Genomic DNA, 20061 nt, shown 5'->3' on the forward strand with positions numbered 1-20061 from the left:
CGTTTCCCAGTAAACTCTCCTTCTTTTAGCCGCCCTTCTCTTCCCCGCGGCCATCATCTGTTTTCTGGAGTTTGCCTTGCGTCTGTTTCACACCTCCGACTGGCACCTGGGGCAAAACCTGCACGGTCAGGAACGCGATTTCGAACACGCCTGCTTCCTCGACTGGCTGCTGCGCCAGCTGACCCACGAAAAACCCGACGTGCTGCTGATCGCCGGCGACATCTTCGACACCGTCAACCCGCCGGTCAAAGCCCAGGAGCGGCTCTACGACTTCATCGTCAGCGCTCATGAGCAAAACGCCAACCTGACCATCGTGATGATCGCCGGCAACCACGACTCCGGCTCGCGAATCGAACTGCCTGCGCCGCTGATGCGACGCTTGCGCACCCACGCCCTGGGCCGGGTGTTGTGGCTGGACGACGGCCAACTGGACGTCGAGCGCCTGTTGTTGCCATTGCCCGATGCCAAGGGCAAGGTCAAGGCGTGGTGCCTGGCCCTGCCGTTCCTGCGTCCCGCCGAAGTCACCGGCGCGCAACTGGGCGACGACTACCTGCGGGGTATCGGCCAGGTGCATGAGTGGCTGATCGCCGCGGCCAACAGCAAGCGCAAGAAAGGCCAGGCGCTGATTGCCATCAGTCATGCGCACATGGCCGGCGGTTCGGTGTCCGAGGACTCCGAGCGCAGCCTGATCATCGGCAACGCCGAGGCCCTGCCCGCCAGCCTGTTCGGCCCGAGCATCAGCTACGTCGCCCTCGGCCACTTGCACAAACCGCAGAAGGTCAACGGCGAAGAGCGCATCCGCTACAGCGGCTCGCCGATCCCGCTGTCATTCTCGGAAATTGGCTACCAGCATCAGATTCTCGACATCACCCTGGACGGCGAAACCCTGGTCAAGGTCGAACCGCGCCTGATTCCCCGGGCTGTCAACCTGCAACGCCTGGGCCCGGCCCCCTGGCCGATATCCTTGGGCAACTCAAGGAGCTGCCCGACATCGACCTGCTGGCCGACGTCCAACGCCAACCCTGGCTGGAAGTGCGGGTGCGCCTCGACGAACCGCAGCCGGACCTGCGCCACCAGGTTGAAACCGCACTGCAAGGCAAGGCCGTGCGCCTGGTGCGGATCGCCGCCGAGTACGCCGGCAACGGTGGCACCGGCAGTGCCGATGACGGCAACGCGCTGGTGGAACTGGATCAACTCAGCCCGCAGGAACTGTTCAGCCGCGCCTGGCAGGACACCTATGGCAACGAAGTGGATGAACAGACCCTCAAGGACTTTGCCGTGCTGTTGCAAGACGTGCAGATGGAGAGCGAGCAACCATGAAGATCCTCGCGATCCGCCTGAAGAACCTGGCGTCCCTGGCCGGGCCGTTTGAAATCGATTTCACCGCCGAACCCTTGGCCAGCGCCGGCCTGTTCGCCATTACCGGTCCCACCGGGGCCGGCAAGAGTACGCTGCTCGACGCCTTGTGCCTGGCGCTGTTCGGCGCTGTGCCGCGCCTCAACAACACCGGTCGCGATGCCAAGGTGCCGGACGTCGATGGCGAGATTGCCACGGGCGATCCGCGCACACTGTTGCGCCGTGGCACCGGCGATGGTTTTGCCGAAGTGGATTTTCGCGGCCTCGACGGGCGCCGCTACCGGGCCCGCTGGGAAGCCAATCGCGCCCGGGAAAAGGCCGGCGGCAAATTACAAGCCAGCCGCCAGAGCCTGCGGGACCTGGACAACGATCAACTGCTGGCGAGCCAGAAAGGCGAATACAAGACCCAGCTCGAAGCCGCCCTTGGCCTGAACTTCGAGCAGTTCACCCGCGCCGTGTTGCTGGCCCAGAGCGAGTTCAGCGCGTTCCTCAAGGCCGATGACAACGACCGCAGCGAACTGCTGGAAAAACTCACCGACACCGCCCTGTATACCCGCCTCGGTCGTCGCGCCTTCGACAAGGCCAAGCAAGCCAAGGAAAACCACAAACAGCTGCAGGACCAGGCCACCGGTGTCACCCCGCTGGCCCCCGAAGCCCGGGCCGAGCTCGACCAGCGCTTCAACGACGCCCAGCAACAACTCAAGGCCCAACAGGCGCAACTCAAGCAACTGGAGCAACAACACACCTGGCTGCGCGACCTGCGCCAATTGCAGGATGAACACGCCAGCGCCGCCGAACAGTTGCAACAGGCCCAGGCCGATTGGCACGCCCTGGCCGACGAACGCCTGAAACTGACCCGCCTGGAACAGTTGGCGCCCCAACGCCATCAGTTCATCCGCCAGGCGGAACTGAGCCGACAGCTCGAGCCCTTGGCCGCGCAGATCCAGCAGCTCACCCAGCAGCAAATCGACCTGCACCAGCAGCAAGCCGAACTGGAAAAAGGCCTGGGCGTCACGCAACTGGCATTGGTCGCGGCCCGGCAACAAAGCAGCGACAGTGCGCCGTTATTACGCCAGGCTTTCGAGGAGCAAAGCACCCTCGCCCGTCTCGTCAGGGACGCCAGCCAGGCCGCCGGGCATCAGGACCAGGCGCAACAGGCCTGCACCGAAGGCCAGCGCGCCATCGACACCTTGCTCGAACAACAGAAACAGGTGGCCGAGCGCTTGCAGCGAATCGCCGGCGAGCTTGAACAAAGTACGCACCTGGCACCGCTGAGCGACGCCTGGAACGCCTATCGCGATCGCCTCCAACAACTGATGCTGATCGGCAATCGCCTGAACCAGGGCCAGGCCGAACTCTCCATGCTGGAGCAAGGCGCCGCCCGTGCCGCCGAGGAACTGGCCAGCCGCCGACAAGACCTTGAGGTGCTGTACAAGGAAGCCGGCGCCGAGCCGGAGGCCGTGGCCGAACAGATCCAATTGCTCGGCACCCTGCTGCAAGACAACCGCAAGCAACTGCGCGCCTTCGAAGACCTGACCCGGCTGTGGGCCAGTCAGCTAGAACTGGACAAACGGGGTGCCGAGCTCGAGCAACGCCAACAACAGGCGTTGCAGGAACGTGACCGCCTGGTGCGTGAGGGCGGAGAAGCCAAGGCCGAACTGACCATCGCCGAACAGACCCTGACCGTGACCCGCGAACTGCTGGAACGCCAGCGCCTGGCCCGCAGCGAAAGCGTCGAACAACTGCGCGCACAGTTGCAGGACGAGAAGCCCTGTCCGGTGTGTGGCAGCGTCGAGCATCCTTATCATCAGCCCGAAGCCCTGTTGGAAAACCTCGGACGCTTCGATGAAGCCGAAGAGGCCAACGCCCGCAAAGCCGTCGAGCGACTCAATGAAAAAGTCATCGACCTGCGGGCGCAATACAGCGGGGTCATTGCCCAGCTCAAGGAACTCAAACAACAACAGGAACAGCTCGCCAGCCAGCAACAGAGCCTGGCGCCCAGCCTGGAAGCCCACCCGTTGTCGGCGCAACTGCTGGCCCAGGATGCGAGCAAGCGCGACGCCTGGCTGGCCCAACAGAACAGCCAATTGCACCTGCGTATCAGCCAGGACGAACAACGCCAAGCCGCCCTGCTGACCCTGCAACAGGACGCCGCACGCATGGGCCAGCGCCTGCGCGAGGCCGAAACGGCCAGCCAGCAGGCGTCACACCACCTGGGCAACCAGCAGCAAGCACTGGCCCGCGACCGCCAGCGCCTGGACGAGGAACTGAACCACTTCAGCGCCCTGCTGCCGGCGGACACCTTGCAGGCCTTGCGCAGCGAACCCGCCGCGACCTTCCTGCAGCTCGACCAGCAGATTGCCCAACGCCTGGAGCAACTGGAACAGCAGCGCGACGAACTGGACGAACAACGCCAGCGCCAGCAGACCCTGGAGAAAGAGCAGGACCGCCAGCAGACCCGCGTCCAGCAACTGGAAGCGGCCCGCCTGCAATTCAGCGCCCTGAGCGAGCAACGGCAGGCCTGCCAGGAGAAACTCGCGCAACTGCTCGGCGAACACCTCAGCGCCGAACAATGGCAACAACAACTCGACCAGCGCCTGGAACAGACCCGGGAGGCCGAGGCGACGGCCAATCAGCAGTTGCAGCAAGTGCGCAACAGCCTTGTGCAACTGGCCGCCGAACTCAAGGCCCGCCAGGAGCAGGCGCAATCCCTGGACCACGAACTTCAGGCGTTGACCACGGGTATCGCGCAGTGGCGCACCGGCCATCCTGAACTGGACGATGCCGCCCTTGAAGCCCTGCTCGGCCTGGACGAGCAACACGTCGGCCAGTTGCGCCAGCGCTTGCTCAACAGCGAAAAAGCCATCGAACAGGCCAGCGTATTGCTCACCGAACGCGAGCAGCGCCTGCACAACCACCAGGCCCAGCACAACGGCAACCTGGCGCCCGAACAACTCGCCGAAGCCCTCGCCGAACTGCAAACTCAATTCGCCGTCAGCGAACAGCGTTGCGCCGAACTGCGTGCCGAACAGGCCGAGGACCAGCGCCGACAGAACGCCAACCAGGCCCTGGCCCAGCAGATCGAACAGGCCTACGCCGAATACCAGCGCTGGGCACGCCTCGATGCGCTGATCGGCTCGGCTACCGGCGACCGCTTCCGCAAACTGGCCCAGGCCTACAACCTCGACTTGCTGGTGCATCACGCCAATGCCCAACTGCGACAACTGGTGCGCCGCTACCGGCTCAAGCGTGGCGGCAGCATGCTCGGTCTGCTGGTGATGGACACGGAAATGGGGGATGAACTGCGCTCGGTGCATTCGTTGTCCGGCGGCGAAACCTTCCTGGTCTCCCTCGCCCTGGCCCTGGGCCTGGCCTCGATGGCGTCCAGCACATTGAAGATCGAATCGCTGTTCATCGACGAAGGCTTCGGCAGCCTCGACCCCGAATCGCTGCAACTGGCGATGGACGCCCTCGACGGCTTGCAGGCCCAAGGCCGCAAGGTCGCGGTGATCTCCCACGTGCAGGAAATGCACGAGCGGATCCCGGTGCAGATCCAGGTCCGTCGTCAGGGCAACGGGTTGAGCACGGTGGAAGTGAAATGAGCCGCGCCACGCTCTATTCCTTCCGCCGCTGCCCCTACGCGATGCGGGCGCGCATGGCCTTGCGCTACAGCGCGGTCGAGGTGACGATTGTCGAAGTCAGCCTGAAGGCCAAGCCCGCCGAGATGCTCGCCCTCTCCAGCAAAGGCACGGTGCCGGTGCTGCAGGTCGATGGCCGGGTGATCGATGAAAGCCTGGAGATCATGAACTGGGCCTTGGCCCAGCATGACCCGCAAGACTGGCGGCTACGGGACAACGCCGACGGCCAGGCGTTGACGGCGGCGTTGATCGAGGAAAACGATCAGGTGTTCAAGCTGCACTTGAATCGCTACAAGTACCCCGAGCGCTACCCCGAGTACCCGAAGGAGCATTACCGCAGCCAGGGCGAAGACTTTCTGCGTCGCCTGGAGGCACTGCTTGCAACCCGGCCGTTTCTGGCAGCGGAGCACCAGAGCCTGGCGGACGTGGCAGTGATGCCCTTCATACGGCAATTCGCCCACGTCGACCGCGACTGGTTTGCCCAGGCGCCCTATCCCCGGCTACAGGATTGGTTGCAGAGGTTCCTGGAGTCCGAGCTGTTCGTGGCGATCATGGCCAAATAACGCCCTGCACAAAACCCTTGTGGCAAGGGGATTTCTGTGGGAGCAAGGCTTGCCCGCGATACAGGCGACTCGATTTCTGAAGGACCGCATCGCCTTCATCGCGGGCAAGCCTTGCTCCCACAAAATATCAATAACCGGCCTGGTCCGATCAATCGCTCAGCAGACTCAATAAGCGCTCACGTGCCACTTCCAACTCACCGGCATCCGGTTGGGCCGCCGAGACAATCGGCGTGGAGTAGAGAAACAGCAGCATCACTGCCAGACGCATCGCCATGGTGTCGATCCTTATCTGCGAAGGAGTCAATTTGTCAGCGTCAAATTTAAACACATGGCCAAGTGATATTACAGCGGGATTTTTCCAGAAACGGCGAAGCCTGCGATCTTTTCTCTTTCACCTGAATGTTCAGTGAAGATGAAAAGATCGCAGGCTTCAGGCGTTGCGCGAGATTTCAGTGTTGGGTCTTGTGGTCCAGCGCCGCATAGAAGTTGGCGCTTTGTTGCAGGTATTTCTCGGTGTAGCTCTGGGTACGGTTTTTCTTGTCGCTGATCTCGACACTGGCACTGGCGGGCAGCGCTACGGTGGCAGAGATGGCGGAAGCGGCGATCACGGAGAAGAGATTCAGATTCATGGCGGTAGACCTCGGATTCAGTTGGCTGACTTGCCCGGTTGGGCCGTGGAGCAAACTTACGCGCCGAGGCGTCTCGCTTTGAAATGCTTTGCAATACTAGCGAATATCAGTCTCGTTGATACAACGGCGCAGGCCTTGAAAACCAAGGCCTGCGGTCTATTGACGCAGCATGAACTTCAAGTCGCTCGGCGCATCCATCGGCATTTTCTGCACGGTTTTACCCAGCAGACCGCTCTTCGGATCGCGCTCGACCACCACGATCTGGTTGCTCTTCTGATTGGCAATCAGCAGGAATTTCCCGCTCGGGTCGAGGCTGAACTCCCGCGGATGATCGCCTTCGACCGAGCGCCGCTGCAGCTCTTTGAGCGTACCCGCAGCCGGGTCAATGGCGAACACCAGCACTTCATTGGTGGTGCCACGGTTACTGACGTAGAGGAACTTGCCGTCCCTGGAAGCATGCAGCGCAGCCGCCGCCCTGCCCGGCTGGGGTTTGCCGGCGGCCAGGTCGACCAGTTGACGCTGGGTCAGGCGGCCGTCCTGGTAATCGAACACCGCCACTTGCGCGCTCATTTCCATGGTCAGCCAGGCGTGCTTGCCGTCAGCGCTGAACAGCAGGTGACGCGGTCCGCTGCCAGGTGGCAATTGCACGAAGGCCGGATCGGCGGCAGTCAGCGGCAGCTCGGGATTGGCCTTGGGGTCGTAGCGGTAGATGAACACCTTGTCCGCCCCCAGGTCGTTGGCGAACACATACTTGCCATCGGGCGAGGAGACCGCCGCGTGCACATGGGCCGACATCTGCCGCTCGGGGTTGACCCGGCTCGGTTGATGGCTGCTCAACTGCACCACCGGCGACAGCTTGCCGTCGGCGCCCACCGGCAACACCGCCAAGGTGCCGCCCGGGTCTTCCACGACCGAATAGTTGCTGACCAGCAGGTGCCGACCATCGCCGCTGAGGCTGGAATGCGTCGGCTCGTTGCCCAGGGATTGCACCTGGTTGATCAGGCTGATGGCATGGGTCTTCGGGTCGATGGCGTAGCTGCTGACCTTGCCCACCGGGTCTTTCTGGCCCGGACCGTTTTCGTTGACCACGAACAGCCGGGTCAGGTCGGGCGAGAGAGTCAGCCACGAGGGGTTGTCCGTCTTGATCACTTGCAAGGGGTTGGCGTCGATCTGGCCGGTACGGCTGTCAAACTGCAACCGATAGATGCCTTGGCTCTGCCCGGCGGTATAAGACCCCACCAGCAGTTGATGACGCTCTTCGGTGTCCGCCTGGACGCCCATGGCGCCCAGGCTGCCGGCCATCAACAGCGGCCAGAAACTACGCATTTTCATCTTCGTCGTCCTCATCGTCGTGGCCGCTGGTGGCGTCCACGCATTCCAGACGGTGGTCACCGGAATCACTGGTGATGATCCAGTGATTCGAAGCCTTGTCGAACGTCGCGGCCTGCATTTGCGCCGGCGTGAAACGCCAGTGCTCGAGGGTGCGGCCGTTCATGCACTCGACGTGCAGTTGGTCCTGATCGTCGAGCTCAAAATTGAATGCGTGCAGCCCATCGATAATCAGCATGTCGCAGGATTCGAGGGCAAGCAGCAGGGGGTCGGTTACGGCAGTCATGGTGATCAGTCGGTCTTTGGGAAAGTGGCCATGATAACCCAATGGGCGAGTGGACCTTGGGCCATCACTTCAGAAGCGATGTTGACCGGGCGATCGCCATCGCGAGCAAGCTCGCTCCCACCATTAGGATTTCAGTGAATACAGATCTTGTGTTCACAAAAAATCCAGTGTGGGAGCGAGCTTGCTCGCGATGGCGGCAGTCCATCAAACCTCAATGCAACTGCCCCACCGCGGCCGTCAGAGCGCCTCGCGCCCCGGCACCCCATCCACCAACCGCAGGATCCCCAGCGGGTTGGCGTTCTTCAGCGGTTCCGGCAGCAGACTGTCGGGATAGTTCTGGAAGCACACCGGGCGCAGGAAGCGATCGATCGCCAATGTGCCCACCGAGGTGCCCCGGGCATCGGACGTCGCCGGGTAAGGCCCGCCGTGCACCATCGAATCACACACCTCGACCCCGGTCGGATAACCGTTGAGCAGGATGCGGCCGACCTTCTGTTCCAGCAGCGGTGTCAATTCGCTGAACCGTTCGAAATCCGCCGGCTCGCCAATCATCGTCGCGGTCAGTTGGCCGTGCAGGCCGTTCAGCGCGGCGGTCAGTTGTGCCTGGTCGGCGACTTCGACAAACACCGTGGTCGGGCCGAACACTTCTTCTTGCAGCGCCTCGTCACCGTTGATCAGCAGGCTGGCATCGGCCTTGAACAACTGCGGCTGGGCCTGGTTGCCCTGCTGCTCGCGCCCGGCCAGGTGCTCGATACCCGGGTGAGCGAGCAATTTCTGCAGGCCCTTGCCGTAGCTTTGCAGCGTGCCGGCGTTGAGCATGGTCTGGGGTGCCTGGTCACCAATCAGCGCGGCCACTTGCTGGGTGAAGGCGGTGAATTGCGGCGAACGAATGCCGATCACCAGGCCCGGGTTGGTACAGAACTGACCACAGCCCTGCACCACCGAGGCGGTCAAGTCGCGAGCGACGCTTTCGGCGCGGGTTTCCAGCGCTTGCGGCAACACGATCACCGGGTTGATGCTCGACATTTCCGCGAACACCGGAATCGGCTGCGGCCGTGCGGCCGCCATGTCGCACAGGGCACGCCCGCCCTTGAGAGAACCGGTGAAGCCCACAGCCTGGATCGCCGGATGCTTGACCAGCCATTCGCCGACACCACCGCCGTAGATCATGTTGAACACGCCAGCCGGCATCGCGGTTTTTTCCGCCGCGCGAATGATCGCATCGGCCACGTGCTCGGCGGTCGCCATGTGGCCGCTGTGGGCCTTGAACACCACTGGGCAACCGGCCGCCAGGGCCGACGCCGTGTCGCCGCCGGCGGTGGAAAACGCCAGGGGGAAGTTACTGGCGCCGAACACCGCCACCGGCCCCAGGCCGATGCGGTATTGGCGCAGGTCCGGACGCGGTAGCGGCGTGCGCTCAGGCAATGCCTGGTCGATGCGCGCGCCGTAGAAATCGCCTCGGCGCAAGACCTTGGCGAACAGGCGCATCTGGCCGCTGGTGCGACCGCGCTCGCCCTGGATCCGTGCCGCCGGCAGCGCGGTTTCACGGCAGACCACGGCCACGAATTCATCGCCCAAGGCGTCCAGTTCATCGGCAATGGCCTCGAGGAACTCGGCCCGGCGCACCGCGCTCAGGCTTCGGTAGGCCGGATAAGCCGCAGCCGCGGCCTTGGCGGCAGCATCGACTTCTTCGGCCGTGGCCTGGATGAAATCATGGGGCAAAGCCTCGCCGGTGCTGGCGTCGGCGCTCTGCAGACGAGTCTGGCCGGCCGCGCTGCGTGCGCCGCCGATGTAGTTGTGGCCAAGGATCTGGTTCATCGCAAGTCTCCTTTAAAGTGTGCCGATAGTACCCGGGTTGAACACCGCGTCTACCGGGGCAATGCCGTTGACCAGCGGCGCACCGAATTCAGCCTGGCTGATTTCGAACACATCCCCTGGCTGGGTGCGGATGCCGTCGGCGAACGACAGGGTCGCGGTGCCGAAGAAGTGAACGTGCACGTCCCCCGGGCGCAGGAACTGACTGTACTTGAAGTGGTGGAACTCCAGGTTCTCGAGGCTGTGGCACATGTTCGCCTCGCCGCTGAGGAACTCGTTCTGCCACAGCACTTCGCCATTGCGCAGGATACGACTGGTCCCGGACAGATGTTGAGGCAGTTCACCGACGCGAAGTTCCGGGCCAAAACTGCAACTGCGCAGTTTCGAGTGGGCCAGGTACAGGTAATTCTTGCGTTCCATGACGTGGTCGGAAAACTCGTTGCCCACGGCGAAGCCCAGGCGATAGGGCTTGCCGTCATGGCCGATGACATACAGGCCGCTGATTTCCGGCTCTTCGCCGGCGTCTTCGGCAAAGGGTGGCAGCGGGAACGGATGGCCCGGACGAACGACGATGCTGCCGTCGCCCTTGTAGAACCATTCCGGTTGCACGCCGGCCTGCCCGGCCTGAGGTTTACCGCCCTCCACGCCCCACTTGAAGATGCGCATGGTGTCGGTCATGGTCGCTTCGTCGCCGGCCTGCTGGTGCATCTTGTCCCGGGCCGACGCGCTGCCCAGGTGGGTCAGGCCGGTACCGCTGACCAACAGGTGCGCCGGGTCCGGGTGGTCCAGCGGTGGCAGGATGCGCAGCTCACCGAGCAACCGGGCGTAGTCATGACTCGCCCCCAGGCCCAGGCTGTCGACCTGCTGCTCAAGCTTCACACCCGCCTCGATGGCCGCCAGCGCCAGCTCGCGCACGCTACCGGCGCCCTGCACTTCGCGCACCTGATCGCCGTCGACCACACCGACGCGGCGTTCGCCGTTACTCAATTCGAACTGAACTAAACGCATAACTTTTCTCCTTGTAAGCAAAACTTGAATTCGGTGCAGCCCCCTTGTGGGAGCGAGCTTGCTCGCGATGGCGGTCTGACAGTCGACATCATCGGTGAATGTGAGACTGCTATCGCGAGCAAGCTCGCTCCCACAGTTAAGTGCAGTGATCTAGGTACGCGTCGCCCCGCGGGCGCTGGCGGCGAACTGGTCCGCCGGCAGCACATGCTTGCGTTCCAGCAACCGATAGACCACGCCGGTCAACACCAGGCCGAACACCATCACACCGGACAGGAAATACAGCCCCGAGGCCAGGTTACCGGTGTACTCCTTCAGCGCACCGATCACGAACGGACCAATGTAACCGCCCAGGTTGCCCACCGAGTTGATCAACGCAATACCCGCCGCCGCACTGGCGCCGGCAAAGAAACGCCCTGGCAAGGTCCAGAACACCGCCGTGCAGGAAAACAGCGCGAAGGCCACCAGGCACAGCGCCGCCAGTTGCAACACCGGCACCGACAACCAGGCGCTGAGGAACAGGCCGATGGCGCCCAATACATAGAGCACGGCCAGATGACCGTAACGATCATTCAAGCGATCAGAGCTGCGGGGAATGATCAGCAGGCCAACGATGCCGAAGATGTACGGCACCGACGACACAAAGCCAGTCACCAGGTCGCTGCCACCGAACTGCTTGATCAGCGTCGGCAGCCACAGGCCCAAGCCGTAGATGCTCAAGGTCACCGGCAGATAGAACAGCGCCAGCAGCAAGACACGCTTGTCCTTGAGGGCATGCAGCGGATTGCCGTGGCGGGTCTGGCCGTATTCCTGCAAATCTTTTTTCAGCTCACCGGTCAGCCAGTCCTTCTCGGCCTGGTCCATCCATTTCACTTGTTGCGGCCCATCCGGCAGGTAACGCAGCACCGGCCAGGTCAACAGCACCGCCGGCAGGCCGATGACGATGAACAGCCACTGCCAGCCGTGCAGGCCGAGGATGCCGTCCATGCCCAGCAAGCCGCCGGATACCGGGCCGGTGATCATCATGGCGATTGGCTGGGAAAGAATGAACAGGCCCAGGATCTTGCCGCGATGGCGCACCGGGAACCACTGGGTGATGTAGTACAGCACGCCCGGGAAGAACCCGGCTTCCGCCGCGCCCAGCAGAAAGCGCATCACATAGAAGCTGTGAGGCCCCTGCACGAACGCCATGCCAATGGTGATGGCGCCCCAGGTGATCATGATCCGGGCGAACCAGCGCCGGGCACCGAAGCGCTCCAGCATCAGGTTGCTGGGGATCTCCAGCAGGAAGTAACCGATGAAAAACAGCCCGGCACCCAGGCCGTAGGCGGCGTCGCCAATACCGATGTCGGCGCCCATGTGCAGCTTGGCGAAGCCCACCGCGGAGCGGTCCACGTAGGCGATCAGGTACAGCAGGATCAGGAAGGGAATCAGTTTCAGCGTAATGCAACGAATAAGCCGCAATTCCTGGCTCATGGGACCGGTCTCCGATTGTTGTTGTTATGGAACCTCGGGGGATTTCTCTCGCGAATGACCGCCAGGACAACCCCTCCGTTGAATCGGACTATATAGTAATACTATTTACCCAACAACACTTCCAAAGCGCGCAATTTGCGCTTATGTTACACTCAAGCTCGAACAATATAGTCATACAATAAGAGAATCGATCATGTCTGATAAGAAACCCTCCCTGCGCTCGGCCCAATGGTTTGGCACCGCCGACAAAAACGGCTTCATGTACCGCAGCTGGATGAAAAATCAGGGCATCGCCGACCATCAGTTCCACGGCAAGCCGATCATCGGCATCTGCAACACCTGGTCGGAGCTGACGCCGTGCAACGCGCACTTCCGGCAGATCGCCGAGCACGTCAAGCGCGGCGTGATCGAAGCCGGGGGCTTCCCGGTGGAATTCCCGGTGTTCTCCAACGGCGAATCGAACCTGCGCCCCACCGCCATGCTGACCCGCAACCTGGCGAGCATGGACGTGGAAGAAGCGATTCGCGGCAACCCGATTGACGGCGTCGTGCTGCTCACCGGTTGCGACAAGACCACCCCGGCGTTGTTGATGGGCGCCGCCAGTTGCGACGTCCCGGCCATCGTCGTCACCGGCGGGCCGATGCTCAACGGCAAGCACAAAGGCCAGGACATCGGTTCGGGTACCGTGGTCTGGCAATTGAGCGAACAGGTCAAGGCCGGCACCATCACCATCGACGACTTCCTCGCGGCCGAGGGCGGCATGTCCCGCTCGGCCGGTACCTGCAACACCATGGGCACCGCCTCGACCATGGCCTGCATGGCCGAAGCCCTCGGCACCTCCCTGCCCCACAACGCAGCGATTCCGGCCGTGGATGCACGGCGTTATGTGCTGGCCCATATGTCCGGCATGCGCGCAGTGGAAATGGTCCGTGAAGACCTCAAGCTGTCGAAGATCCTGACCAAGGAAGCCTTCGAAAACGCCATCCGCGTCAACGCCGCCATCGGCGGTTCCACCAACGCGGTGATCCACCTCAAGGCCATTGCCGGACGCATCGGCGTGCAGTTGGACCTGGACGACTGGACCCGCATCGGTCGCGGCATGCCGACCATCGTCGACCTGCAACCGTCCGGGCGCTTTTTGATGGAAGAGTTCTACTACGCCGGCGGTCTGCCCGCCGTGCTGCGGCGTCTCGGCGAGGCCAATCTGATTCCCAATCCGAATGCCCTGACGGTCAACGGCAAGAGCCTCGGCGAGAACACCAAGGACGCGCCGATCTACGGCCAGGACGAAGTCATCCGCACCCTGGACAACCCGATCCGCGCCGATGGCGGTATCTGCGTGCTGCGCGGCAACCTGGCGCCACTGGGGGCGGTGCTCAAGCCGTCCGCCGCCACCGCCGAACTGATGCAGCATCGCGGTCGCGCCGTGGTGTTCGAGAACTTCGACGAGTACAAGGCCCGGATCAACGACCCGGAACTGGACGTGGACGCCAACTCGATCCTGGTGATGAAGAACTGCGGGCCCAAGGGTTATCCGGGCATGGCCGAAGTGGGCAACATGGGCTTGCCGGCCAAGCTGCTGGCCCAGGGCGTGACGGACATGGTGCGGATTTCCGATGCGCGCATGAGCGGCACCGCCTACGGCACCGTGGTGCTGCACGTGGCACCGGAAGCAGCGGCCGGCGGACCTCTGGCAGCAGTGAAGGAAGGCGACTGGATCGAGCTCGACTGCGCCAGCGGTCGCCTGCACCTGGACATCCCCGACGCCGAACTCGCCGCGCGCCTGGCCGACCTCGCTCCCCCGCAGCAACTGCTCGTGGGTGGCTATCGCCAGTTGTACATCGACCACGTGCTGCAAGCGGACCAGGGTTGTGACTTCGACTTCCTGGTGGGCTGCCGCGGCGCCGAAGTACCACGCCACTCCCACTGAAGCCATCCATCCCCTGTGGGAGCAAGCCTTTGTGGGAACAAGCTTTTGTGGGAGCTGAGCTTGCTCGCGATAGCGGTGTCACAGACAACAGAGATGTTGACTGGAAAGGCCTCATCGCGAGCGAGCTCAGCTCCCACAAAAAGCTCGCTCCCACAATGGGTCTGTATCTAAATCAAAAATCGCACTAGCGACCCGCCATCGCCGCGCCTGCTATCATGCGCAACACTCCCCTCGCACAGGATCGCGCCGCGTCCCATGGATTACCGTAAACCCTCCGACCGCAAGAGCATGCACGCGCGCATCGTCCAGGAACTGGGCATGCAGATCGTTTCCGGGCGCTTCAAGCCGGACGATAAACTGCCCGCCGAAGCCTTGTTGTGCGAAGAGTATGCGGTCAGCCGCCCGGTGCTGCGCGAAGCCACGCGGGTGCTGGTCGCCAAGGGCCTGGTGTATTCGCGTCCGCGCGTAGGCACGGTGGTCAAGGCCCGGCGGGAATGGCACATGCTCGATCCGGATGTGCTGCATTGGTTGATGCAGAGCAGCCCGCAGAATGAATTCTTCAACCTGCTGACCAGCGTGCGCAGCATTATCGAGCCGGCCGCCGCCGCCCTCGCCGCACAGTTCGCCGACGAGGCCGACATCGCCGCTATCCGTGAAGCCTACCAACGCATGGAAGCCGCCCCGACCCCGGAGGCCGTGCTGCAACCAGACCTGGACTTCCACAGCCGCATCGCCGACGCCACCCACAACGACCTGCTCGCCAACCTGTGCAACATGTTGTCGGTGGCCATCGCCGAAGCCCTCAAGCACTCCAACCAGCGGCCCAACCTGCACGAGCTGGCGATGCCACGGCACAAGGCGATCCTCACCGCCATCGAGAACCGCGATGCCCTCGGTGCCCGCCACGCCACCCTGGTGCAACTGGACGATGCCCGTAGCGCGCTGAGCGTCGTGCTGGGCAACGATCCCGCCTGATAAGGTCAGACTTGTGGGAGCAAAGCTTGCTCGCGATGGGGCGCACTCCAGTCCACTGTCGCGAGCAAGCTTTGCTCCCACAGGGTCGTGGCTTGACTGAGCAGCTTTGCTCCTACGAGGTTTGGCTTGACTGACTGACCGGCATTATTCTCAGCGGGTGGTATTTATGTACCACCCGCACCGAACCGAGAAGTCGATACTTTTCTCGCCGTCATCCCGACGGCCATGTTTTGTGAAAAGGACTTCTCATGACCGCTCCCTCCTCCGCAGACTCCATCCCTGCGTTGACGCAAAGCGTCAGCCTGCAATTCGCCAGTCACCCGACCTTCGAACAAATCGCGCAACGCATGCTCGAACAAGCCATCAAGCGAACATACCCCTGGCTGGACATCGACCTCTCCACCGTCCAACTGGCGACTCCGGACGCCACCGGACGCGCCTGGCAATTCCAGCCGTTCATGCCCGTGGTGCTCGATCACCTGGCCGTTGGCACACCCATGGATTTCAGCCCACGGGGCAACCTGGACTGTTTTCTCTCCGACACCCCACCCCACCGGCTCCGGGCAGGCAACCAGGAAGTGGACATCCAGGTCATCAAGAACTCGCTGCTGGAACTGGCCTGGAGCGTACCGCTCGGGCTGGAGGATGCGCTGGTCCGTTACTGGGGCGACGACATTGACGCAACCGGTGCGAACAGCCGCAGCAACCGCTGGCGCTGGCTCAGCGATGTGCTGAGGAACATGCTGAGCATCCATGGGCTGCAACAGCCCGGGCTCGCTGACACGGCCCGCGAAGCCCTTGACCAGGTCGTCCGTTGGCCGGACCGGGAACGGCGCTTTTGTCTCGACCGACAGGCGCCTGTGTATGCCTACAACCTGGAAACCCGGATCACCCGGGGCACGACCAGCAGCGTACTGGTCGGCAGCGAGATCCTCCTGGTCCGCACCACGAAAGGCACCACCGACTTGCTGTTGTGCAGTCCCGGCAGCGCCGTGCAATCCTTTGCCTCCCTGGAAGCCTTCAATCGGCATTGGGGCGCATCGATCGCCAGCCGTTACACCGTCGACACCGTCACCTGCCAGCGCTACGAGATAAGCGGCGACGTCTTCGAGAGCCAGGCGGCGATGCTGCTGGAGCAACAACTGGCCGACCTGAAGGCTGTACAACTGCCCGCCGGGATCGACCTGCAAAGCCTGAAGAACCTCTACAACGACTTGAGCGACCCGGCTCGCTACCTGCTGGAAGCCCCCCGACTCTCGCCGCAAACCTCGGCACGCCTGGCTCCCTTGCTGCCCCGCTGGCTGAAAAAAAGCTCCATCGCCGACCAGACGACGCTCCAGCACTACAGCCTGGCCCTGGCCAGTGCCAAAAAACGCCACCAGGGCCAGAGCTTCCTCAGCGGCATCGAGGACATCAAGGCCTTCACCGCCAGTGCCTTGTCCAGCGCCATGGGGCAAACGAACGACAGCAGCCCGGGCAAGGTGTCATCGAGCCAATACCAACCCGACGATGTGCTGCTGACCTTCACCGTTTCCGCAGGCTACCCCGGGACCATCGGCCTCAGCGAGAAGCGGCAGATGAGCCTGACCGAACTGGCCATCCACAATCTCGTCGCCCGTCCCAGCGGCCACTTCACGCTCAGCCATCGCCTGGGCCTGACGCTGCCGACCTGGTTGACCCCGGACTTCGTGACCGGGCTGGTCGAGCAGGTCGACATTGGCACGACCTATCCTCGCTACCTGCAACAGCACCTGCTCGGTGGCTCGCCCCAGGCAAAGAACCGCCAACGGATGTTCGCCGAGCAAATCCCTGCGCAACTGGCCCTCGAAGCGCTGAAACAGCGGCTGGACAACGAAAACGGCATGACTGTCCAAGGCCTGCGCCTGCTGGAAGCGGTTCTCCAACCTGACGCGGCGAGCCAACAGCTCAACGGTCGGCCGGTGGTCATTCGCCACCTGGGTTTAATGCGCAAGCCCCAGGCCCAACCCGATAGCGTGACCAACATGTTCCTGATCGAAGCGCAGGACACCACGGTCGGCCCGCACCTACTGTATCGACCGCTTTACGCCCCTGCGCTGCAAGAGTTCCCGACACGGGAGGCGCTGCTCCAGGCCATTGCCGCCGCCGGGGATCTGCAGAACAGCGTCCTGACCTGGCTGTCCGACGCCGCCCGCCCGGTGTACGCCAACGGCGGTTTCCTGGAGCCACACATCGTGCGGTTCTTTCCCGGTGACGAGTTCAGCGCCCCCGACAAACCCGCCCCGGCCACACTCGCCACGCAGGATACCCACGACGAACTGCTGCAAGCGCTGCACAACGGCGAGCTCATGCAATACCTCTATGGCTGCAATGCCCAGGCCCTGGTCACCCAGGCCGACCGGAACTCGGTGTCCAACAGCGAGAGCCGCTGGGCGGTGTTGCTCCAGGGCGGCGGCCTGTTGTTCAACACGCTGCTGTTCCCTTTGTTGCGCGGTCCGGTCATGACCACTGCCTGGCTATGGAACCTGATGGCCAGTGCCCGACAGGACATTCCGGCCCTGATCAGCGAGGATCCGGTGGCGCGGGAGCTGGCCGCCGTCGACCTGCTCGTCAACCTGGCCATGCTGGTGAGCCAACTGCCCACCGGTCATGCGCCGGTCACCCGTGCGGCGGTGGCCCATCGCTGAAGGAGCAAGCCATGCGTCCCCCGGCGCCACGCACCATTGCCGAGCAGTGGCCAGCGCCAGCGCCACCCACCGTGGCGGAGGGAACCATCGCCGTGCCTGGCGCGCACACCGAAGCTGCCAGTAGACGCCTGGACTTCAGTTTCGCCAGCGCCGGCCAGCGCCTGACACCGGAACAACGCACCCGGCTGCTGCGCTTGCAGGCACTGCGTCCTCCGGCAATGCCCGACCCCATCGGCTATGGCCCGTACAAGGGTTTGTACGTGATCGACAACAAATGGCATGCTGAGGTGGAAGGCGCTCTGTATCGGGTCAACCCTGAAGCGGACGGTAGCGCGACCATCGTCGACCCACTCGACCCCAGCCGCAACGGTCCGCCGTTGAAAACCGACCGCCAGGGCCGCTGGTCCCTCGATCTGCGTCTGCGCCTGCTGGGCGGTGCGCCGCCCAAGCGGATGGATGCACAGCGTCGTGCCAATCTGCAGCGTATCGGGGAATTGACCGAGGAACTCAACCAGTGGGTGGCGCAGGAAGACGATCGACAGAAAGCCCTCGACGTGGCCCAGCAAGTGATGACAAGGCTCCAGGAAGGCAGCACTTACACCGAAGCGCAGCGGGAGCCGAAACGCAAAATATTCCATGACCTGCTCCAGGAGCAGACCGAAGTTTATTTGAAACTGATGAAGAGTGCGTCCGAACGCGCCAGCCTGGGTATCGGGCTTACACCTAAGTACATGCGCGGACTCTTTGAAAACGTGATCAACAATGCCCGTAAGGCCGTCGTGGTCACCGAAATGGATTACATAGCCGCCAAGAACAGGGACCCCAGGTTTCGAGCAGAAAGCGATGTCCAGGAAGTCCTTACCCACCACATGCAGGACTACATCAAGTTCCTCGACCTCATGAGCGACATCAATGATCGAGCGATCTACTGGCTGGAACTCAAGGACGAATACCTTGAGCGCCTCTTGAACTTCGATGCCGATGGCGCCCAGGCGTTCGAACGCCTGACCAGGGACCGTCCGTTGAACGAAGGCAATGCCATCAGCCGCAAAGCCCTGCAACTTTCTACGCTTCCCATGCTGTCGATCAAAAATCCCCAATCGGACGTGCCCGCCGTCCTGCTTCGCATCGTCGTACCGCTGGGGGAACAAACGCGCTCCCACAGCGAGCTACGGCTGTATGAGCTGACGCCGCAGGAACAACTCGAAATCCTGACAAGCCTGACCGAGCGCTATGGCAAGACCCTGGATGCGTTGCAGGGGGTCAAGACCCTCTACCCCGACGATATCCACGCGTCCTATTTCGACAGGCTGGTCAAGTTGGTCGACAGTCTTTACCAGGAGGTGTCGGGCAAACTCGCCGCCGAAATCAAACCCGAGCCAAAACCACGCAAACGCCCGCCGAAACGCCCCAGGCCAGCCGCTGCACACGCCCAGAAAAAGCTGATCAGGACCCGCCACAATGGCGTCTTGATTGGCGACCTGAAACCGGCCGGCACCTCCTTGCCGATTGAAGTCGTCGAGCTGCGCTCGCAAGTCGATGACGAGATCCTCGCCACCTATTCCCGCCATGATGATGTCTGGGATGTCGTCGAAGTACGCCGCCCGGTCCCGGCACCCGAGACAAGATCGGTCAAGGCGATCAAGGCCGATGCGCGAAAACTGCTCGACGAGCTGGACGCACGCATGCACCGCGCTGAAAGCTACAAGAAAAACTGCCGCCATCCTCAGGAAATCGAGGAGATCATGAACAACGAGGCGAGTCGGTTTCGCAAGCTTGCCGAGGAACTCGACCGGGCGTTCACCGCAGCGCAAACCCCGCTTACCCCGGCAGACCAGGCACTGAGCCAACAGTTGTCAGACGCGGTATCCAGCCTGACCGCCAAGGGCAGTGCCCTGCGCACCGAATTGAGCCTGCAATTGCCGCCTACCGACGGCAACCTGCGGTTCCTGTTCGAAAAGAACCTGATACAAGTCGCACGTCTCGGCGAACGCACGGCCTTGAAAGGAAGCCGCAAGGATTTCCTCCAGGAGTACGCCATCAACGACCGTAATGGCTCTCCCCTCTGGTATGCGCATTTTCACTACGAAACGGCTGACACACCGAAGGACAATTTCAGCGTCGCGCACCTGAAGACCAAGGAACAACGCAAGGAGCACTACCACTCACTGCTGGCCAAGGCCACCAGCCCTTATGCGGTGGTGAACGTGCATCGAGGACAGCTCGGCAAGTCGTTGGCGCAGAGCAGGTTCTTGCCCTTGGCGCCTTGATGACCAGGGTTTGCAGGCTGGAGTGATCAGTCGCTGAGCGCCAGCAAAAACCTGTGGGAGCGAGCTTGCTCGCGATGGCTGACGGACATTCAACACCTTCATTGACTGTCACACCGCTATCGC

General features: G+C 62.8%; 13 protein-coding genes and 1 pseudogene. 7 read left to right on the forward strand and 7 right to left on the reverse strand.

Annotated elements, in window-relative coordinates; all coding sequences use genetic code 11:
* The first annotated feature begins 76 nt into the window (after positions 1–76).
* The 3 genes and pseudogenes from ACZ5M5_RS17570 (at position 77) to ACZ5M5_RS17580 (ending at position 5557) form a co-directional block, all read left to right on the forward strand.
* Positions 77–1320, forward strand: a pseudogene (locus tag ACZ5M5_RS17570) (exonuclease SbcCD subunit D C-terminal domain-containing protein).
* A complete protein-coding gene (locus ACZ5M5_RS17575) occupies positions 1317–4958 on the forward strand; it encodes an AAA family ATPase (protein ID WP_464737694.1) in 3642 nt (1213 codons plus the stop codon). The pseudogene ACZ5M5_RS17570 and the gene ACZ5M5_RS17575 overlap by 4 nt, the downstream one beginning before the upstream one ends.
* Positions 4955–5557 carry a glutathione S-transferase gene (locus ACZ5M5_RS17580; protein ID WP_464737695.1) on the forward strand — a complete coding sequence of 201 codons (603 nt, stop codon included), beginning with the start codon at positions 4955–4957 and terminating at the stop codon, positions 5555–5557. Before ACZ5M5_RS17575 ends, ACZ5M5_RS17580 begins: the two co-directional genes overlap by 4 nt.
* Before the next feature lie 148 nt (positions 5558–5705).
* On the opposite strand, the gene ACZ5M5_RS17585 is transcribed toward ACZ5M5_RS17580, so the two are convergent.
* The 7 genes from ACZ5M5_RS17585 to ACZ5M5_RS17615 all read right to left on the reverse strand — a co-directional run bounded on the left by ACZ5M5_RS17585 (position 5706) and on the right by ACZ5M5_RS17615 (position 12097).
* Positions 5706–5831 (reverse strand): hypothetical protein, encoded by a 126-nt coding sequence (locus tag ACZ5M5_RS17585; protein WP_256587218.1) that lies wholly within the window; start codon positions 5829–5831, stop codon positions 5706–5708.
* A 175-nt stretch (positions 5832–6006) separates the two neighbouring features.
* The gene (locus ACZ5M5_RS17590) at positions 6007–6186 is read right to left on the reverse strand and encodes a hypothetical protein (RefSeq protein WP_003202673.1); all 180 of its coding nucleotides are present in this window, start codon (positions 6184–6186) and stop codon (positions 6007–6009) included.
* A gap of 156 nt (positions 6187–6342) precedes the next feature.
* A complete protein-coding gene (locus ACZ5M5_RS17595; RefSeq protein ID WP_464737696.1) occupies positions 6343–7518 on the reverse strand; it encodes a lactonase family protein in 1176 nt (391 codons plus the stop codon).
* The gene (locus ACZ5M5_RS17600; RefSeq protein ID WP_060743193.1) at positions 7505–7801 is read right to left on the reverse strand and encodes a DUF5629 family protein; all 297 of its coding nucleotides are present in this window, start codon (positions 7799–7801) and stop codon (positions 7505–7507) included. Before ACZ5M5_RS17600 ends, ACZ5M5_RS17595 begins: the two co-directional genes overlap by 14 nt.
* 237 nt (positions 7802–8038) lie before the next feature.
* Positions 8039–9619: an aldehyde dehydrogenase (NADP(+)) gene (locus tag ACZ5M5_RS17605; RefSeq protein WP_464737697.1), complete on the reverse strand. Its 1581-nt coding sequence runs from the start codon at positions 9617–9619 to the stop codon at positions 8039–8041.
* 12 nt (positions 9620–9631) lie between these two features.
* On the reverse strand, positions 9632–10624 hold the full coding sequence (araD1, locus tag ACZ5M5_RS17610; protein WP_464737698.1) for an AraD1 family protein: 993 nt from the start codon (positions 10622–10624) through the stop codon (positions 9632–9634).
* A 150-nt stretch (positions 10625–10774) separates the two neighbouring features.
* Entirely contained in the window at positions 10775–12097 is a 1323-nt protein-coding gene (locus ACZ5M5_RS17615) for an MFS transporter (RefSeq protein ID WP_464737699.1), read from the reverse strand.
* Positions 12098–12290: 193 nt separating this feature from the next.
* Here ACZ5M5_RS17615 and ACZ5M5_RS17620 point away from each other — a divergent pair, with 193 nt between their 5' ends.
* The 4 genes from ACZ5M5_RS17620 to ACZ5M5_RS17635 all read left to right on the forward strand — a co-directional run bounded on the left by ACZ5M5_RS17620 (position 12291) and on the right by ACZ5M5_RS17635 (position 19938).
* Entirely contained in the window at positions 12291–14027 is a 1737-nt protein-coding gene (locus tag ACZ5M5_RS17620) for an IlvD/Edd family dehydratase (protein WP_060741989.1), read from the forward strand.
* A gap of 255 nt (positions 14028–14282) precedes the next feature.
* On the forward strand, positions 14283–15002 hold the full coding sequence (locus ACZ5M5_RS17625; RefSeq protein WP_464737700.1) for a FadR/GntR family transcriptional regulator: 720 nt from the start codon (positions 14283–14285) through the stop codon (positions 15000–15002).
* Between the two features lie 248 nt (positions 15003–15250).
* Positions 15251–17668, forward strand: coding sequence for a dermonecrotic toxin domain-containing protein (locus ACZ5M5_RS17630; protein ID WP_464737701.1), 2418 nt, complete (start codon positions 15251–15253; stop codon positions 17666–17668).
* Positions 17669–17679: 11 nt separating this feature from the next.
* Complete coding sequence (locus ACZ5M5_RS17635) at positions 17680–19938, forward strand: hypothetical protein (RefSeq protein WP_464737702.1); 2259 nt, start codon at positions 17680–17682, stop codon at positions 19936–19938.
* The last annotated feature ends 123 nt before the right edge of the window (positions 19939–20061 follow it).

This window comes from Pseudomonas sp. Van50, assembly GCF_055390755.1.

Bases quoted from the DNA above. Each gene is read 5' to 3' on its own strand.
- ACZ5M5_RS17575 (WP_464737694.1), top strand. From the start codon at position 1,317: ATGAAGATCCTCGCGATCCGCCTGAAGAACCTGGCGTCCCTGGCCGGG.
- ACZ5M5_RS17580 (WP_464737695.1), top strand. From the start codon at position 4,955: ATGAGCCGCGCCACGCTCTATTCCTTCCGCCGCTGCCCCTACGCGATG.
- ACZ5M5_RS17585 (WP_256587218.1), bottom strand. From the start codon at position 5,831: ATGGCGATGCGTCTGGCAGTGATGCTGCTGTTTCTCTACTCCACGCCG.
- ACZ5M5_RS17590 (WP_003202673.1), bottom strand. From the start codon at position 6,186: ATGAATCTGAATCTCTTCTCCGTGATCGCCGCTTCCGCCATCTCTGCC.
- ACZ5M5_RS17595 (WP_464737696.1), bottom strand. From the start codon at position 7,518: ATGAAAATGCGTAGTTTCTGGCCGCTGTTGATGGCCGGCAGCCTGGGC.
- ACZ5M5_RS17600 (WP_060743193.1), bottom strand. From the start codon at position 7,801: ATGACTGCCGTAACCGACCCCCTGCTGCTTGCCCTCGAATCCTGCGAC.
- ACZ5M5_RS17605 (WP_464737697.1), bottom strand. From the start codon at position 9,619: ATGAACCAGATCCTTGGCCACAACTACATCGGCGGCGCACGCAGCGCG.
- araD1 (WP_464737698.1), bottom strand. From the start codon at position 10,624: ATGCGTTTAGTTCAGTTCGAATTGAGTAACGGCGAACGCCGCGTCGGT.
- ACZ5M5_RS17615 (WP_464737699.1), bottom strand. From the start codon at position 12,097: ATGAGCCAGGAATTGCGGCTTATTCGTTGCATTACGCTGAAACTGATT.
- ACZ5M5_RS17620 (WP_060741989.1), top strand. From the start codon at position 12,291: ATGTCTGATAAGAAACCCTCCCTGCGCTCGGCCCAATGGTTTGGCACC.
- ACZ5M5_RS17625 (WP_464737700.1), top strand. From the start codon at position 14,283: ATGGATTACCGTAAACCCTCCGACCGCAAGAGCATGCACGCGCGCATC.
- ACZ5M5_RS17630 (WP_464737701.1), top strand. From the start codon at position 15,251: ATGACCGCTCCCTCCTCCGCAGACTCCATCCCTGCGTTGACGCAAAGC.
- ACZ5M5_RS17635 (WP_464737702.1), top strand. From the start codon at position 17,680: ATGCGTCCCCCGGCGCCACGCACCATTGCCGAGCAGTGGCCAGCGCCA.